The organism is Serratia nevei, from assembly GCF_037948395.1.
In the GTDB taxonomy this organism is placed as follows: Bacteria; Pseudomonadota; Gammaproteobacteria; order Enterobacterales; family Enterobacteriaceae; genus Serratia; species Serratia nevei.
This window is the reverse complement of the sequence record NZ_CP149940.1, coordinates 1,151,910-1,169,207: the sequence shown is the minus strand read 5'-3', so window position 1 is coordinate 1,169,207 and position 17,298 is coordinate 1,151,910. Positions and strand designations below refer to the sequence as shown.

The following is a 17,298-nucleotide window of genomic DNA, read 5'->3' as shown; positions in this document are numbered from 1 at the left end:
AACAATGCAAAGCATGAAAGGTATTGGACCGGAAAACCAGACGCAATCCCATACGCTGCACGCAGCCGTCTTCACTCAGGCGATGGCAACGCCACTACGCCCGGCCGTGATCGACGAAAGCGGCATAATGGACTATCAATGCTTACGGCATGCTGCGTTGAGTATCGCACAGCAATTGTCCGCGCTTAATCTGGCGAAAGAAACGGCCGTCGGCGTCTATCTTCCGCGCGATCGCTATATCCCCGCCAGCTTATTGGGCATCATGGCGGCGGATTGCGCTTATCTGCCGCTCGATCCCAAGCATCCCCAGGCACGCACCGAACTGTTGCTGGAGATCGCCCAGGCCAAATACGTCATTACAACAGCGGCGCTAGCGAGCAGGCTGCCCGACGCCATTACGCCCGTTTTCATCGACGAAAGCGTGCGCCCCGAGGCAGCCATACTGCAGCGAAACGCCTGCGCCACCCAACTGGCTTACTTTATCTTTACTTCCGGTTCCACCGGCGTTCCCAAAGGGGTGATGATCGAACACGGCAACGCCCTGTCGCTTATCGATTGGGCCCACCAAACCTATACTGACGAACAACTGTCGCAGGTCGCTTGTGGCACGTCGATCACCTTCGATCTCTCCGTCTTTGAAATCTTTGCTCCGCTTACTCAGGGCGGGTGCGTGCATATGCTGGCAGATCCCCTAGCGTTATTACAGTGGCACAAGCGTGACGATATTACGCTGTTCAATACCGTACCTTCGGTCATCAACGAGATAGTTAAAATCGGCGAGTTGCCATCCCATTTGCCGATTATCAACTTAGCCGGGGAACCGCTGCCGATGCACCTGGTGCATACGCTCAGGCGGCAATGCCCGACGGCAAAAATCTTTAATCTCTATGGTCCCTCGGAAGATACGACCTACTCCACCGGCGGTGAAGTTTTGGCCTCAGACCCGCATCCCACCATCGGCACGCCACTGACGGGCCGACGCTGTTACCTGCTTGACGCGGAAGGCAACGCCGTAGCGCCAGGAGAAACGGGGGAAATCTACGTGGCCGGCCCTGGCGTCGCTCGCGGTTACTACCATCGCCCAGAACTCAACGACGCCTTCCTGCCCGACCCCGCCGGCCCCAAAGGGGCGCGAATGTACCGTACAGGCGATTATGGCAAGCAGCTTGAAGATGGGCGCCTGCTCTACCTCGGCCGTCGCGACGACCAGGTCAAGATCCGCGGCCATCGTATCGAAATCGGTGAGATTGACGCCCTGCTCCGTCGGCATCCCGGTGTGCGAGAAGTGGCGGTGGTGGTGGTCGAATCAGCGAACAAGGGCAAATCTTTACGCTGCGCGCTGGAACTGCACTCTCCGGCGGATCGTCATGCCATTATCGCCTGGACTGCAACCCAACTGCCGGTCTACATGCTACCGGCGGAGTGGATGACCTTCGATGAACTTCCCCGTTTGCCTAACGGAAAAATTGACAGAGGCGCCTTAAGACACTGCCGAATGCAACATGAAAATCGTGCGGGCCAAGCGCCTGAAGGCGCCACAGAGCTATCGTTGGCTGGACTTTGGTGCCAGCTGCTGGACTGTGCTGACGTCTATCGCGCCGATACGTTCTTCGGTCTCGGCGGGCATTCTTTACTGCTCGCCCGACTGGCTCATGAGATCAAAAAGCAGTTTTCTGCTGACCTTGCGATAGAACAGCTCCTGGCTGCCGATACGCTCTCACATCAGGCACGGCTTATTGAACAATGGACGAAAAACGCCGATGCGCCGCCGTGCGTCGGCCATACGCGACAAATCACTCTCGAAGCACCCTGTTCGCCCTCGCAATCGAGAATGTGGATGCTGGAAAAACTGTTGCCCGGCTCGCCTCGCTACAACATTCCCACCGCTTTTCAAATCGTGGGGCCACTGGATCTGAGCCGTCTTTCCAACGCGGCGGAACAAGTCGTGATGCAACATGCCATCTTGCGTACGCGCTATGCAGAAGGCGCGCAGGGCCTGCGGCAATGCATCGCCCAAACCTACCCGCCGGTGGTCCATCATGAAAACCTGTGTGAGTGGGATGAAAAAGCAGCCTGGGAACAGGCCTGGAACCGCGCGAATGCCTTCGCTCGCACGGCGTTCGATCTGACCGGAGAAATCCCGTTCAAGGTGCTGGCCCTCAAGATCAAGCAAGACCTGCATCTGGTGGTGGTGCTGACGCACCACATCGCCGTTGACGGCTCCATGGACATCTTGCTGGCCGAACTCTCCGCGGCCTATGAGAATACGACCTCGGATACCTCTCCTGCGCCCCTCAGTTACCAAGACTATTGCCACTGGCTGACACACTGTGAAAGCCGGCAAACCGAGGCTCTGGCTTATTGGCAACAACAGCTGGCCGAACCACCGGCCGCCCCGCAACTTCCCTGCGATCGACCGCTGCCGCGCCAGGAGCGGGGGCAAGGTCGCCAGTTAAGCGTCTCCATTCCAGAAGATAAATTCATCGCGATCTCTCAGCTTTGCCGCCGACACGAAGTCTCTCTGTTCCACGGGTTACTGGCGCTGACCTGGGCTTATTTGGGGCGCCTGGCGGATACCGACGATGTCCTGTTGACCGCACCGCTACATACGCGAAACAACCACGATTTTGCCGCAACTATCGGCAATTTCGTCAATACGGTTATTTTGCGCGGCGATATGCGGCACCAGCCGCGCGTCGGTGAATTATTGCGTCAGGCCAGGCAATGTACCCAGGAAGCCATGCAGTTCGGCCAGGTTCCTTATGAAACGGTGATCGATAACGTCAAAGGACTACGCACCGCCAATGGCGCGCCGGCGCTCAACGTCATGCTATCACTGCAGCAAGAACAGCCACTGTGGACGATGAGGGATACCGGCTCCAGCCACCTGCCCATCGACTTGTTGACCAGCCGTTTCAGCCTGGGCTTCTTTTTCCGTCTCAGCAACGGCGGCCTTGAGCTGAATCTCGAATACGACACGGAACGCTTTACCGATGCCGCGGTTCAGCGCCTGATCGGCCATTGGTTCACGCTGATGAGTGCAGCGCTCGCAAACGATGAGGCCGTCGTCAATACCCTGCCTTTGCTCTCTGACGATGAGCGCCGCAACATGCTCGACGGCTGGAATGCCACGCAATGCGATTATGCCGGCGATCGGCTGGTTCATCAGCTGTTCGAAGCGCAAGTCAGTCAGGTACCTCACCACATCGCGCTATGCAATGCGCGGAACCAGATGAGTTACGCTGAGTTGGATGCGCGTGCCAATCGTTTGGCCCATTATTTGCTGGCCCAGGGATTCGACGCCGGCGCACGCATCGCTATCCTGTGCGATCGCAGCCCGGCGATGGTCATCACCATGTTGGCTATTCTGAAAGCGGGCTGTGTTTATGTGCCTTTCGATCCCGCCAGCCCTCCCGCTCGTTTTCAAGCGATGATCCGTATCGCCGGCATCACCGGTATCGCAACTGACGCGCTGTTTGCCGATACCGCCGCCGCCTTGATTGCACAAGCGCCTACCTCGTTGGCGCACGTGCACGTCGCAATAAGCGAGGACCTCTCCTGGCCTTCGATTCCCGTGGAGAGCCGCATCACATCGGATGCGCTGGCTTACATCATCTTTACATCAGGAACGACCGGCGATCCCAAGGCGGTCGCCGTCAGGCATAAACCGGTAATCAATCTGATCGAGTGGGTAAACAAGACCTTCACCGTGAACGCCAGCGACAAGTCGCTGTTCGTCACGTCACTGGCCTTCGACCTGTCCGTCTACGATCTGCTGGGCATGCTTGCCGCAGGCGGAACGATTCGCCTCGCCGACCGAGATGAAACCAGAGATCCGAGTACACTGGCCAACATCGTCTGTGCAGAGGGCATCACCTTCTGGAACTCAGCGCCCATCGCGCTCGATCAATGCGAGTCCTATTTCCCGTCGTACCCGATTCCCACATTACGCCTGGCCTTCTTGTCCGGTGACTGGATCCCCGTATCGCTGCCGGACAAGCTGCGTAAAACGTTCCCCAACCTGCAGCTGGTCGGCTTGGGCGGCGCCACTGAAGCCGTCATTTGGTCCAACTTCTTTATCATCGAGCGGGTAGCGCCGGAGCAGAGCAGCATCCCTTACGGCAAACCGATTCAAAATGCTCGCTACTACATACTGGATAAGCAACTGCAGCCCGTTCCTATCGCGGTCGAGGGCGACCTGTTTATCGGCGGCGAGGTATTGGCCGAAGGTTACTTCGGCGATCAAGAGAAAACGGTGCGCAGTTATCTGCCCGATCCATATGGCCTGACGCCAACCGCCAGAATGTATCGAACCGGCGATAGAGCCCGATTCTCTCCGGATGGCACCATCGAATTCCTGGGACGGCAAGATACGCAGATAAAAATCAATGGATACCGCATTGAAACGGGCGAAATCGAAGCTGCGCTACTCACACAACCCGGCGTAAACGGCGCTTGCGTCGTGATTAAAGGTGAGCGTCATCGCCTCTGGCTGTGCGCCTATATCGTCAGCGAGGAACACAATCAGGAGGCGATTGCACGGCTACGCGCCAATCTGCGCACCAAATTACCCGAATACATGATCCCCGCCGTATTCACCTGTCTGTCAGCATTTCCTTTAACTGCCAATGGCAAATTGGATAAACAGCGGCTCCCGGAGCCAACAACGATGAACGGTGCCGGCGATCGGCACGCCCCCCCGTCAGGACGCTATGAGATGACGATTGCCGATATCTGGAAGGACGAACTTAACTGCGAGGCACTGAACGCTACGGATAACTTTTTTGATCTCGGCGGCAACTCCGCCAGCTTGATAAGGACACACAAAACGCTGGAGAACGCGCTGAATCGCACGATCCCCATCGTCACGCTCTTTCAGTACACCACTTTGCGCAGCCTCGCCGAGTGGCTGGCCGGTCACATAGAGAACGATGCAGCGGGCGCGTCTCAGGCAACCGCACAGCGGCTCTCCGGCCGACAACGTCTAATGCAACAAAGAAAACAACGAATCACCGCCAACGACTGATCTTATTCACAGGAAAAAATGATGGATGCAGATGCCAAGCTTATCGCGCAATACCAGCCGCAGTTGGTGAAGTTGGGCGCACATAAAGTGGCTCATTTAGATGAGCCACTAATGAATCATTTAATACGAACACACCATCTTCTCAGGGAAATGGAATGTGACGAGACGATATGCTTATCCGGATTATTTCACGGCGCATACGGCACACAGGGATTACATACTGATGAGATTGGTGACATTCCGTCATCTCAAAGGGAAATTGTCAGAGCCAGTATCGGCGAAAGCGCCGAACAGCTGGTTTATCACTTCTCTGTCATGAGTTACGAATCATTGAGTAAAAGCTTCCGTAATATCCTCAAACCGGAAGGACAACCTTGTCTGAAGGATCGTAGGAACGGCCGAACACTCAACGTTTCATTAGGTCATTTCCAAGCATTGTTAGCCTTAAAACTGGCGGACGTGCTGGCACACACCCCTACGCAGAAATATCACACCTGCCTAAATCTGCCGGCGGAATACGGCATGTTTTGGGAGTTAGTCGCGGAATATCTAGGTGAAAAACCCTTGTCCATTTGGAACAAAACCATTAACGGGTAATAAAAAATGAAAACTGCAGAAAACATGGTATTACCAGAGAATAACTGGGAAGGGTTTCCCCTGTCTTTTCAACAGCAACAGCTGATTAAGCAAAATACTCGAAATAGCCCGAAATATTTCACCGCAACGTATTCTCTGTCAGGATCTTTGGACCCTAACCGTTTAATCACGGCCTTGTCCACGCTGATTACTGAACATGAGATTTTGCGAACGTCCTTCAGAAACGTGTTGGGAGAACACAGCGATGTGCTGATGGTCATCAATGAACCCTATCAGCCCGAGCTGATTATGGCGGACGGTGAGCCTTCTGACGTTAACCCGTTCAACGAGGGAGAAGCGGCATCGGCATGCGTAAGCCCCGTAGCTACAGCACGGCCACTCAAAGCCGCGCTTTACCGCATGACAGCCGACCGACATACGCTGGTGATTTCACTGCCCGCCGCCAGCCTGGACTATGTTTCCGCCGACGCGATGATGGCGGTGCTGAGCCGCCTCTATGCCGGTGAGGCTGGCGCGTCGTCCCCCATCGTACAATACGTCGATTTTGCCCAATGGCAGCGTGAGGATTTCATCCCGCAAACCGCCGTTGCTCATGTCGAGCCCAACTCTTCTTTGCGCCTGCCGCTCGAGTTCAAGTCCGACAGCCAGGATAGGCAATGCCGCCCCATAACGCTGGCGAGGGAAACACGATCTCAGCTACAAGCGCTGGCAACAGGTAACGCATTGTCCCTTCGCGCTCTGCTTTACGCTTGTTGGAGCGCTGCGTTATGGCGCATAGCGGAATATCCCGACCGTGTTGCGCTCAGCACAAACCTTGCCGGCCGCCCTTTTGCGGAACTTCAGCAGGCTTTGGGTCGCTTCGAATATGCAGTGCATACGATCGTGCAGCCCAACGCTGACATGACGTTGCTGCAGTTCGCTGAACATTGTCAGCAAGCGCTGCGACTGAGCGAGCAACAAGACGGCCGCCAGCCGGGTGATGCGCATTCAGCCGGCGAGATCGGCTATCAATTCTTCAATGCGGCGTCGGCAATCGAAACGCCCCTGCTACATTGGGAAAACCGTACCGCCATCCCTGTACCGGAACACTGCAAATTATCTCTGCAGGTGAATGCCGGTGAACGCCTCCACCTTGAGTTGCAGATACAGCAAGGCGTCTTCGATGCGGCAGGGATCGCAACGATTGAACAAGCGTTCCGCGCCACGCTGCAGGCGCTGCTCAAGACACCGCAGGCCATGCTCGATCGCTTTCCGCTTATGACTGACGATGAAACACGTATTCTGATTGAAAGCACTCATAACGCGCTGTCGTCATCGCCAGCCCTCGGTTGTTGGTACCATACTTTCAGCCGCCAGGCGGCGCAGACTCCCGATGCGCCGGCGTTAAAGTACAACTCGCGAATTTGGCGCTACGCCGAGCTGGATGCCTTCACCAATCAGTTGGCTCGCCATTTGCTGAACAATGGGGTGGAACAGGGCGCAGCGGTCGGCCTGATGCTTGAACGCAGCGATCTGGCGCTGGCAGCTATCATCGCCATCCACAAAGCCGGAGCCTGCTATGTCCCTTTCGACCCTCAACTGCCCCAGCAGCGGGTGGAGACCATTCTGAAGCAAACCAGGCCGGCACTGATGCTTGTCGCTCAAACGCAACATCGCCAGGCAAAGCTCACCCTCCCCGTGATGGCGCTGGATGCACAGTGGAATGACATTGGCGTGCTGGATGACTCCGCGCTGCCATTCACCGCGTCTGCCGACAGCCTCGCTTATGTGCTCTACACCTCCGGCTCTACCGGAGAGCCAAAAGGCGTCAAGATCGCTCATCATCAATTGCAGAACTATGTGTCCGGCATTATTGAGCGTGCGGAACTGGGTGCAGCGCTCACCTATCTCTCCATTGGCCCCATCACCACCGACTTGGGCAATACCACCCTGTTCCCCGCACTGGTCACCGGTGGCTGCATCGACATCTCACCGTTCACACACGCCGAGGATATTCAGGAGCAAATTCGCTATATGGAGCAAAGCGAGTATGACGTCCTCAAATTGACCCCTTCTCATATGGCATCTCTATTCGCGCTGGCGGACGCGCCAGCGCGCCTGATGCCTAGCAAGGCCTTATTGCTGGGGGGCGAAGTGTTGAGCTGGGGGATGTGGCGCCTGTTCAACGATTTTGCGAACGGTTGTCGCATCTACAACCATTATGGGCCAACCGAAACCTGCGTGGGCGCCATTGCGCAGCAGGTAGCGTCGGATAAATACGCCAGGCTGGCTTCCACCGTTCCCCTCGGTACCCCCTTGCCGCATGCCCGCTGCTATGTCGTCGACCCGCATGGCGCATTGCTTCCCATCGGCGTCGCGGGTGAGTTATATATTGGCGGCGAAACGGTCGCTTGTGGCTACGTGCAGAGCGCTGAAGATCAGCGTCCCCGTTTTATCGCCGATCCCTGGAGCCCGCGATCCAATGCCCGGCTTTACCGTTCAGGGGATAAAGTTCGCCGGCTTCCCGATGGCAGCCTGGAGTTCCTTGGCCGTATCGACCGTCAGTTGAAAATCCGCGGATTCCGGGTAGAACCGGCCGAAATAGAAAGAACGCTGCGCAAACATGCGGAAGTTTTGGACAGCTGCGTCGTTGAACAAGGCGAATCCGGCAGCGCGCATCTGTTGGCTTACGTGGTCCTACAAAGCGGCGACAACGGCAATGCCGATTGGTTGCGTGAGCATCTCGCCGCTTACCTGCCGGATTTCATGATCCCCTCACAAATCGTGTCGCTCTCCCGCTTCCCGTTAAACCACAACGGCAAAGTCGATCACCGCATGCTACCGGCACCGGATACACTTATCGCCGCCAACGCCGATGACTATGTCGCGCCGCAAAGCGAAACGGAAAAAAGTGTCGCGGCCATTTTCCAGGAGTTGCTGCTGGCCAACCGTGTAGGCATACACGACGACTTCTTCGACATCGGTGGGCATTCGCTTATCGCCACAAAGTTGGTCGCTCAAATCCGTTCCACCTTCGATATTCCGTTCAATCTGCGCAGCGTGTTTATGGATGCGACCGTAGCCGGCCTCAGCCGCAACATTGATAAGCAACGTCACTCTCAGGAACTGGCAATATGAACGAAACAACAAGCGGTTTATTCGTCCGACGGCGCCAGAGCCAAGGCGTATCCATCACCAGTCTGGTCACCGCGTCACCACTGACCCATGCCGGCGCTAAAGGTGTCATGTTGCGCCCGGTGCTAGCCAACCTATCCGCCCCCGAGTGGGGACAAAACAGCTGGGATTATATCGCCAGTCTGTTAGCCGAATCTGGCGCCGTTTTGCTTCGTGGCTTCAAGGTCGCGGATGTCGCGGCTTTTCGCGCTTTTGTGCAAACGTCGGCAGGCGCATTGTTGGGATACACCCACCGCTCCACGCCGCGGAGCAATATCAGCGAAGGGATATACACTTCGACCGAGTATCCGGCCGACCAACATATTCCCCAACACAATGAGATGTCCTACACCCGCAGTTGGCCCAAGCGGCTGTTCTTCCACTGCGCCGTCAAACCAGGCGCTCAGGGGCAGACTCCGCTTGCCGACAGTCAGGGTGTCTATGCGCGCCTGCCGGAAGACCTGCGCGCGCGTTTTGAAGCCCATGGCGTGATGTACGTGCGCAATTTTGGACAGGGTTTGGATCTCAGCTGGCAGCAGGTATTCCAAACGGAAAATCAGGCGGAGGTTGAGGCTTATTGCCAAGCGAACGACATCCAATGCCAATGGTTGGGGGAAGGACGCCTGCGCACACGCCAAATTTGTCAGGCGACCCTTGCCCACCCGCGAACGGGGGCGGGGATCTGGTTTAATCAGGCGCATCTGTTCCATATCAGCAATCTGCCGGCGGAAGCAGAACGTGAGTTAAGACGCGAATTCGCCGAGCATGAGCTGCCGCGCAATGCTCTGTTTGGCGACGGCAGTCCCATCCCGTCAACCGACCTGACGCTGATTCGACAAGCCTATCAACAAGAAGAAATCCTGTTCGACTGGGAACAGGGCGACATTCTAATTTTGGATAACGAAACCATTTCCCACGGCCGGCGACCATTTACGCCGCCGCGTAACATCATGGTGGCAATGACATGAGCGAATCAGGTTCATTTAAAGATGTACGTCGTGAAGTGGCGTACGCTTATGAAAAGGTGAAGTTTTTTAAAACTCACATGGAAATGTCGGGCCTACGGCCCGACGACATTAAAACCCTGGCGGACTTTAAACGCATCCCCGTCACACGCAAACTGCACTATCGGCGCAACTATCCGTCAGGGGTGTTAGCTGCCGGATTTACGCTGACCGGGCCGCATGTGATGCGCTTTCAAAGTTCGGGGACCTCAGGAGAGCGCTTGAACAGCGCGATCCTTTCCTATGACCTGGCGCGGCGACAGGCAACCAGCATGGGCGTTAATGCAAACTTCAACGCGCTGTGGCGCCCTGGTGCCCGGCCGCGCATTTGCCGCTATGCCCCGCCTAACTGCTCCGACGTAGAGTGCGGCATCGGTCTGACGACCATGGAGGAACGCACGCTGGCCGACGGCACGCTGGTCTTGCCTGTCGCTCACGACTTATTGGCGACCCCAGCCAGGATGATCAAGCAAGCGCTGGACGAAATCGCCGCCTACGATCCGGAAATTTTGGTGGTGGACCCGACGCATTTAGCCTTTTTAACTCGAGAGGCCGCCAAATTGGGACGCACTATCGTCACCACTAACAAGCTGCATATCGTTTGTGGCTATACCCATTTGACGCAGGTTGCACGACGTCAAATTCGGCACTTCTTCGGTGACGGAACACCAATCGGCAACATGCTGGGCATGTCGGAACTGGGTTACCTCGGTTTCGAATGCCACCACGGCTGTTTGCACATCAACAACCAAGACTTTTTCCTGGAGTTTTTAAGCGGGGAGCTGGAATCGGCCTTGGATGAAGTCGGTGAGTTGGTCATTTCCACCATTGATGACAGCTTGCTACCGCGCATTCGTTACGCCACCGGCGACCTGTACCGCCTGTCGTCAGAACCCTGCACCTGTGGCGCCACTTTGCCGGTAGTCAACATCGAAGGGCGCGCCACCCACAACGTCATCGGTAAAAACGGGGCGATAGTGACGCCTGCCGAGGTCGATCTGGCGGTGACCGATTGCCCAAGAATAGATTTATATAAGTTGGAACAAGACGAGCTCGGGAATCTTCGTTTTCGCTATATCCTCAATCAAGCATCATCGTCTGAGCTATTCGCATTGCAACAACGCATCAGCGCACTTTGCCAAACCCGCGACATCATTTTCGAAGCCGTGGATTACATCGCCTGCGAACGCAGCGGAAAATTCCAATCCTGCATTTCCAGATATAACGGGGCATCTCATCCATGACGAATCATTTTATTGACCGCAGTCAGTTCCCTGCGCTGATGCAGGAAATAGACGGACGGCCTCTCAACTATCTCGACAGCGCCGCGACGACCCTAAAGCCGCGCGTCATGATTGATGCCGTAACGGAGTATTACAGCCAGAACGGCGCCAATATCCATCGCGGCAAACACCGTCTCTCCGACGAAGCCTCCAATGCCTATGAAGCCGCGCGCCTCTCAGTAGCGGACTACATCAGCGCACAGGCCAACGAAGTCGTGTTTACCCACAATACGACCCATGCGCTGAACATCGTGGCGCAAGGATTGGCGCTGAGAAAATCGGATCTGGTTATCGCTGGCATCGATTCACATCATTCCCAACTATTGCCCTGGCGGCAAGTAGCCACCCTGAGGTTCATCCAAACCGATGATCAGGGCAGGATCGATTTGGATCATTTCCAGACGCTGCTCGCGCAACGACCGAAAGTGGTCGCCCTGACGCACTGCTCCAATGTCACCGGCGTTGTGCATCCCATTGAGCAGATGATCGCGATGATCCGCACACAAAGCGATGCCGTTATTGTGCTGGACGCCGCACAGTCTCTCCCGCACGGCCGTCTCAACCTCCATACGCTGGGCGCCGACTTTGTCGCCTTCTCCGCACACAAAATGCTGGGCCCAACCGGGTTGGGCTTTTTGTACGCGAACCAGCATCGCCTCGATGCACTTAAACCACTGCAATTCGGTGGCGGTACGGTTGACTGGGTGGATGCCGATAGCCAGGTCAATCGTCGGGCGCCCTATCATCTCGAGGCCGGCACGCCGGCGATTGCCTCCGTCATCGGCGCCGGCGCGACTTTTCGTCTGTTAGCCGGCTTCGATGAGACGACACGGCGTGAACACGACAAAGGTTTGGTCAACGCGCTGCTTTCCGGGGCGGCCTCTCGCCCTTATCTCAAACTTGTCGGCCCCGCTGACGGTGAAAACCGCCATGCCATAGGCGCTTTCAAGTTCTCGAGCTGCGTTTCGGTCGGAGAAATCGCCCGCTTGCTCAGCGACGCCTACGGCATTATGTGCCGCAGCGGTTACCTGTGCGCGCAACCTTTCGTCGGCACTCTGGCCGGTGGAGAGATCCTGCGCGCATCCGCCTATTTATACAACACGACGGCTGATATCGATGCCCTGTATCAGGCCCTTGATGACCTGGCGGAGTGCATGGGGCTGCCCACGGTAAACTGATGAAAAACGGCCCGGCGTTTGCAGGGCGTTTTATCGCTATAACGCGACGAGGAAAAAAAGATGCGATTGATGAACTATGCCATTTTTCCGAACCTGACGTTCTCTGACCCCTTCTGGGTACAGCTCCGGCAAGAGGCAAAAGCCTTGGCCGAAAGAGAAGGGGTGATGAGCAAACTCCTGCAGCAAGGAGTATTGCAGCATGCCACCTTCAACGAGGCGCTCGCAAACCGCCTGGCCTTGAAACTGGCCAATGACGATATCGATGCAACGAGCCTGAGAAACGTTGTTGAACAAACGCTGCAACGCGCGCCCGACATTGTCGACGCCGCATTGGCGGATATGCGCGCGGTTTACGAACGCGATCCCGCCTGCCACAGTACGATACAGATATTTTTTTTCTTCAAGGGATTCATCGCATTGCAAGCCTATCGTGTCTCACATGCGCTGTATCAGCACCAGCACCGTGAAATGGCCTATCACATCCAAAGCCGGGTATCAGAACTCTTCTGTATCGATATCCATCCGGCCGCCAAGCTGGGCAAAGGCATCATGCTCGACCATGCTCACGCGATTGTCATCGGTGAAACGGCGACGGTGGGCGACAACGTCTCCCTGCTGCATTCGGTGACGCTGGGAGGAACAGGAAAAGCCGGCGGCGATCGCCATCCCAAGGTGGGTAATGGCGCCGTTATCGGCGCCGGAGCCAAAATATTGGGTAATGTGCGGATCGGCGACAGTTGCTGTGTTGCCGCCGGCGCCGTTGTGCTCAAGGACATTCCGCCATCGGCCACGGCAGTGGGCATTCCCGCCCGGATTGTCGGCCTCTAAGCGCCTCCCACACTCCGGTAGCGGCGAAAAACTATCGGTGTGTGGGGGCTTCCGAGACATTAGGCATTTATCCGGCTATCTGAGGTCGCGCACCACGAACAGACGCGATTCGAAGCCGCCGCTCTTGAAGGTGCCGGTATTGACCCACCCCGGCGGCGAACGGCCGAAGTCCTGATTGAAATCCCCGCCGCTCACCAGCCAGACCCGGCGATGGCCTTTCGATAAAACGCTGAGCTTATCGACATAGGTCTGCGCCGCCCGATCGTGGAAAAAGGTGCCGAAGCCATAGGCATTGGGCTTGCCCGAAATGCCGTTGGGCCTGGCCGGGGTATACAGCAGGGCGCGATAGCCCTTCTTGTTGTAATACACATAGCTCAGGTAGTTGAACATGTTGCTGACCACTACCGCATCGTTAGGCTGATAGTGGCTGTTGATATAGTGCACCATCACCTTGAACTCATCTTTCTCGACCGGGTAGTCGTTACGCACGCCGCAGCCGAACAGCAAGCTGAAAAACAACAGCAAAGAGATCCCGCGCACCCGGCTTTTCGTTCCGGCGATCAGCACGCCCAACACCAGCGGAATGCCGAGCGCGGCGGAATAGAGGTAGCGATCGACAAACAGCGGCGTGCGCCAGGAAATGGCGAATACCAGCGTCACCGGGATCAGAATGCCACCAAGCAGCAACAGCGAGAATGTCCTTGGCATCACGCGCCGTTTCAGCAGCAGCGCGCACAACGCGATAAACATCGCCGGCAGCAGCCAGAGAATCGCCGTGGGATAGTTGCTGCCGTCATGGCCGGTGAGAAAACGCCAATACATTGCCGGCAGATCGCCCCAGGAAACCTGAGGGATCCAACCGACGTCGCCGCCGACCCGCAGTTCGGCGATATGCGCCAGCAGATTGAACAGCACCAGCAGCCAGGGAATGTAGGCCCCCCCAATCGCCACATTGGCCAGCCACCACGCCGGCTGCTTGATGTAACGTACGCCTTCTCGGCGGCATGACAGCGCCAACACCACCAGCCAGTGGGCGATCAGCGTGAAAATGGTGAAGTAATGGGTATAAAAGCTCAGCGTCATCAACAACGCATACAGCGCCAGATAGCGGCGGTTATCCGGCGTTTTCAGCCACTTAGCCAGCACCATGGCGGCGGCGATCGCCAGCATCCCCATCAGCGCGTACATGCGCGCCTCCTGGCTGTAACGCACCGCCATCGGCATGATTGCCATCAGCCATCCCGCTATCAGCGCCGCCCGCTCGCTGGCCAACCAACGGGTAAAGCGCATCGCCAGCGCTACCGTCGCCACGCCGAACACCAGGCTCAGCGAACGGGCGGCCATGATGCCGTCGCCAAACAGTACCATCCAGGCATGCAGCAACAGATAATAAAGCGGCGGGTGAACGTCGAAGGAAGCGTGGTACAGCAAAGCGCCCACATCATAGCGGCTGGTCAGCACGCTGGAGGCTTCATCACACCAAAAGTACCGATCCGTTAAGGAAATAAACCGCACGATCGCCGAAAACGCCACGATCGCCAACGCGTAATGTTTGTAACTGATGCCCTTTAAGCCGTTGTTGCTCAAAGAGACATTCGAAACCTGTTGCAGTGACATAACCGCATTCCGCCCAAGAGAACCACACAGTGTGGAGACGCAGCGTCATCATTGCCGACGGCGGGTAAATGGCGGGTAAATCAGTACGAAAAAATCGGCACAGTCACCGCGGCGCCGCACGACTCTCAGCGGATTTCAACGCTGATATCCGGGTAGGCCTTCTCGCCGTCGCTGAGATAATGCCCCAGCGCTCGGTAAGCCATCACGTACAGCACGGCGGCCGCGCACAGGCACAGCAAGGTCACGAGCAGGAATCTGGATTTGCGCACGATAGGCTCCATGGGGAAATTTTCGCCTATTGTAGCGCGGCAAAATAAACGAAAGTTCAATTGCCGGCGGGTCGAGCGCCTCGCACTCATTCGGCGAGGCGGCTCGTATCATTTCTTCAACATGTAGATAAACGAATCGACGGTTTCGCCGCCGGCGGTGGTGACGCTGACCGCTACCCGTTCATACCCCTCGCCTTCGAACGCATCGAGAGTCGGCCAGTGGTTGACGAGATTCGCTGAACGGAACAGAAAACCTTTCACCCGATTGCCGCTGTTATCCAACACGATGCCTGGGTAGCCCATCTCGGCGCCCCAGCCTTCGTTAAGCAGCGATCCGCCAACGCTGCCTTCTTCCCAGCTGCCGCCGATGGCTTCCATGATGTGCGCGTTGGGTCTGCCCGGCCCCAGGGTGCCGTATACGAATAAGCTTTGCATTTTTCACTCTGCCACTGACTGAAAGTTAGCGCATGAACATAGCACGACGCTCAGCGGCGAGCCAACGGGAGTACGGGTTACGCAGTCGAGTTTTCAAGGGAACGAGTAGGGGGAAGAAAATCAAGGGAGTAATGGCACGCCCTATAGGATTCGAACCTATGACCTACGGCTTAGAAGGCCGTTGCTCTATCCAACTGAGCTAAGGGCGCATTGAGATGCGGCAACCTGCGGCTGCGGGTTGGGATTATACGGTCAGAGGTTAGCGAGTCAATGCCTTTTCATGACGTTACGGCGGCGGCCGTGCTTTATGGCGCTTTTTCCGCCAGCGCCCGCGCGGCGAGGGTTCCCGTCAACCGAGCGCCGCCATGCTGAACCAGGCCGACACCTACGTAAATCGGCGCGCGTTCAGACCACCGCCGCCCATCCTCCCTCCACCGGCAAAGGCGAGCGGACTGCACGACTGCGGCGATGTCGCCCCAATCGGCATGCTCAACCACCCCCGCGTTGCAGGTCGCCGCCACCCTTTCCCCCAGTGTGGCGTCTGGGCGTGCGCTGTTTAAAGAAGCCTGGCTCCCCGATGCCCAAACCAGTAACAGCGTGCAGCCTGCCCAGAAGCAGCCCTTCATGCACATAACTTCCGCCACAGCGCATTCAGGCGTGCCCGCCACGACGGCGCCGCCTCATGCTTGCTGAGCTGATGCAACGCGGTGAGTTGCGCGCTGTCCGCCGGATGCAGTGAAGAATCGAACACCGTTTCCCCCACATGTTTAGGCTCCGTCGGTTGCTCGTCAGGCTGATGATGCAACGGGTAAAGCCGGGTTATCGCTCTCATGATCCTGCCCTCTTTCGCCCTGTGAACAGCCCCAGCGTATCCAAATACAGGTAAAAATGACGTAGAGGATCCTGAGGCCGGCATAAAAAAAGCGTAAATCGGCGTCGGCAACGGCCACGAGGGTGATTCTGCGCCTGACAGCGCGCTCAGCTTCTGCCAGAATAGCGGCATCCCCCGCTTTTCTTAATTGATGGATTTCCACACTGATGTCAGCAAAGATTATTGATGGTAAAACGATTGCGCAGCAGGTTAGAAACGAAGTGGCTGAGCAAGTGAAACAACGTCTGGCGGCCGGCAAACGCGCCCCAGGGCTGGCGGTTGTGCTGGTCGGCGAGAACCCGGCTTCGCAAATTTACGTCGCCAGCAAGCGCCGCGCCTGCGATGAAGTCGGCTTCCTTTCCCGCTCCTACGATCTGCCCGCTGCCACCAGTGAAGCCGAACTGCTGGCGTTGATCGACCAGCTGAACGCCGATGAGGAAATCGACGGTATTCTGGTGCAGCTGCCGCTGCCGGCCGGCATCGATAACGTCAAGGTGCTGGAACGCATCCACCCGGACAAAGACGTCGACGGCTTCCACCCGTACAACGTCGGCCGCCTGTGCCAACGCGCGCCTAAACTGCGCCCGTGCACGCCGCGCGGCATCGTCACCCTGCTGGAGCGTTATAACATCGATACCTACGGCCTGAACGCCGTGGTGGTCGGCGCTTCCAACATCGTCGGCCGCCCGATGAGCATGGAGCTGCTGCTGGCCGGCTGCACCACCACCGTCACCCACCGCTTCACCAAGAATCTGCGTCATCACGTCGAGAACGCCGATCTGCTGGTGGTGGCGGTCGGCAAGCCGGGCTTCATTCCGGGCGACTGGATCAAACCGGGCGCCATCGTGGTGGACGTCGGCATCAACCGTCTGGAAAGCGGTAAAGTGGTGGGCGATGTCGATTTCGACGCCGCCAGCGAGCGCGCCGCCTACATCACCCCAGTGCCGGGTGGCGTCGGCCCGATGACCGTTGCTACACTGATCCAAAATACCTTGCAGGCCTGCGAGGAATATCACGACGTTCAACCTAAATAAGTA

General features: G+C 57.0%; 12 protein-coding genes and 1 tRNA gene. 8 read left to right on the top strand and 5 right to left on the bottom strand.

Going from position 1 to position 17,298, the window contains the following annotated elements; genetic code table 11:
* Positions 1 to 4: 4 nt before the first annotated feature.
* The 7 genes from V8N38_RS05485 to cysE are packed head-to-tail and all read left to right on the top strand — an operon-like array spanning position 5 to position 13,069.
* Positions 5 to 5,026, top strand: coding sequence for a non-ribosomal peptide synthetase (locus V8N38_RS05485; RefSeq protein ID WP_147839418.1), 5,022 nt, complete (start codon positions 5 to 7; stop codon positions 5,024 to 5,026).
* A gap of 18 nt (positions 5,027 to 5,044) precedes the next feature.
* On the top strand, positions 5,045 to 5,623 hold the full coding sequence (locus tag V8N38_RS05480) for a DUF6817 domain-containing protein (RefSeq protein WP_060440533.1): 579 nt from the start codon (positions 5,045 to 5,047) through the stop codon (positions 5,621 to 5,623).
* A 6-nt stretch (positions 5,624 to 5,629) separates the two neighbouring features.
* Positions 5,630 to 8,740 carry a non-ribosomal peptide synthetase gene (locus V8N38_RS05475; protein ID WP_147839417.1) on the top strand — a complete coding sequence of 1,037 codons (3,111 nt, stop codon included), beginning with the start codon at positions 5,630 to 5,632 and terminating at the stop codon, positions 8,738 to 8,740.
* Positions 8,737 to 9,744 (top strand): TauD/TfdA family dioxygenase, encoded by a 1,008-nt coding sequence (locus V8N38_RS05470; RefSeq protein WP_147839416.1) that lies wholly within the window; start codon positions 8,737 to 8,739, stop codon positions 9,742 to 9,744. The genes V8N38_RS05475 and V8N38_RS05470 overlap by 4 nt, the downstream gene beginning before the upstream one ends.
* Complete coding sequence (locus V8N38_RS05465) at positions 9,741 to 11,024, top strand: phenylacetate--CoA ligase family protein (RefSeq protein WP_060440536.1); 1,284 nt, start codon at positions 9,741 to 9,743, stop codon at positions 11,022 to 11,024. Before V8N38_RS05470 ends, V8N38_RS05465 begins: the two co-directional genes overlap by 4 nt.
* Entirely contained in the window at positions 11,021 to 12,241 is a 1,221-nt protein-coding gene (locus tag V8N38_RS05460; RefSeq protein ID WP_060440537.1) for an aminotransferase class V-fold PLP-dependent enzyme, read from the top strand. Before V8N38_RS05465 ends, V8N38_RS05460 begins: the two co-directional genes overlap by 4 nt.
* Positions 12,242 to 12,301: 60 nt before the next feature.
* Entirely contained in the window at positions 12,302 to 13,069 is a 768-nt protein-coding gene (gene cysE / locus V8N38_RS05455) for a serine O-acetyltransferase (protein WP_197779368.1), read from the top strand.
* Positions 13,070 to 13,144: 75 nt separating this feature from the next.
* Here the strand turns inward: cysE and V8N38_RS05450 are convergent, their stop codons facing one another.
* The 5 genes from V8N38_RS05450 to V8N38_RS05430 form a co-directional block, all read right to left on the bottom strand.
* Positions 13,145 to 14,686, bottom strand: coding sequence for a glycosyltransferase family 39 protein (locus tag V8N38_RS05450; RefSeq protein ID WP_100396189.1), 1,542 nt, complete (start codon positions 14,684 to 14,686; stop codon positions 13,145 to 13,147).
* A gap of 125 nt (positions 14,687 to 14,811) precedes the next feature.
* Positions 14,812 to 14,955 carry a hypothetical protein gene (locus V8N38_RS05445; protein ID WP_016928795.1) on the bottom strand — a complete coding sequence of 48 codons (144 nt, stop codon included), beginning with the start codon at positions 14,953 to 14,955 and terminating at the stop codon, positions 14,812 to 14,814.
* Positions 14,956 to 15,063: 108 nt separating this feature from the next.
* A complete protein-coding gene (locus V8N38_RS05440; protein WP_048322373.1) occupies positions 15,064 to 15,390 on the bottom strand; it encodes a gamma-glutamylcyclotransferase family protein in 327 nt (108 codons plus the stop codon).
* Positions 15,391 to 15,522: 132 nt separating this feature from the next.
* Positions 15,523 to 15,599 (bottom strand) — tRNA-Arg (locus V8N38_RS05435).
* Positions 15,600 to 16,012: 413 nt separating this feature from the next.
* Positions 16,013 to 16,222 carry a hypothetical protein gene (locus V8N38_RS05430; RefSeq protein WP_049278728.1) on the bottom strand — a complete coding sequence of 70 codons (210 nt, stop codon included), beginning with the start codon at positions 16,220 to 16,222 and terminating at the stop codon, positions 16,013 to 16,015.
* Positions 16,223 to 16,428: 206 nt separating this feature from the next.
* Here V8N38_RS05430 and folD point away from each other — a divergent pair, with 206 nt between their 5' ends.
* Complete coding sequence (gene folD, locus V8N38_RS05425; RefSeq protein WP_004940177.1) at positions 16,429 to 17,295, top strand: bifunctional methylenetetrahydrofolate dehydrogenase/methenyltetrahydrofolate cyclohydrolase FolD; 867 nt, start codon at positions 16,429 to 16,431, stop codon at positions 17,293 to 17,295.
* Positions 17,296 to 17,298 lie beyond the last annotated feature (3 nt).

Bases quoted from the DNA above. Each gene is read 5' to 3' on its own strand.
- V8N38_RS05485 (WP_147839418.1), top strand. From the start codon at position 5: ATGCAAAGCATGAAAGGTATTGGACCGGAAAACCAGACGCAATCCCAT.
- V8N38_RS05465 (WP_060440536.1), top strand. From the start codon at position 9,741: ATGAGCGAATCAGGTTCATTTAAAGATGTACGTCGTGAAGTGGCGTAC.
- V8N38_RS05475 (WP_147839417.1), top strand. From the start codon at position 5,630: ATGAAAACTGCAGAAAACATGGTATTACCAGAGAATAACTGGGAAGGG.
- V8N38_RS05470 (WP_147839416.1), top strand. From the start codon at position 8,737: ATGAACGAAACAACAAGCGGTTTATTCGTCCGACGGCGCCAGAGCCAA.
- V8N38_RS05480 (WP_060440533.1), top strand. From the start codon at position 5,045: ATGATGGATGCAGATGCCAAGCTTATCGCGCAATACCAGCCGCAGTTG.
- folD (WP_004940177.1), top strand. From the start codon at position 16,429: ATGTCAGCAAAGATTATTGATGGTAAAACGATTGCGCAGCAGGTTAGA.
- V8N38_RS05430 (WP_049278728.1), bottom strand. From the start codon at position 16,222: ATGAGAGCGATAACCCGGCTTTACCCGTTGCATCATCAGCCTGACGAG.
- V8N38_RS05450 (WP_100396189.1), bottom strand. From the start codon at position 14,686: ATGTCACTGCAACAGGTTTCGAATGTCTCTTTGAGCAACAACGGCTTA.
- V8N38_RS05440 (WP_048322373.1), bottom strand. From the start codon at position 15,390: ATGCAAAGCTTATTCGTATACGGCACCCTGGGGCCGGGCAGACCCAAC.
- cysE (WP_197779368.1), top strand. From the start codon at position 12,302: ATGCGATTGATGAACTATGCCATTTTTCCGAACCTGACGTTCTCTGAC.
- V8N38_RS05460 (WP_060440537.1), top strand. From the start codon at position 11,021: ATGACGAATCATTTTATTGACCGCAGTCAGTTCCCTGCGCTGATGCAG.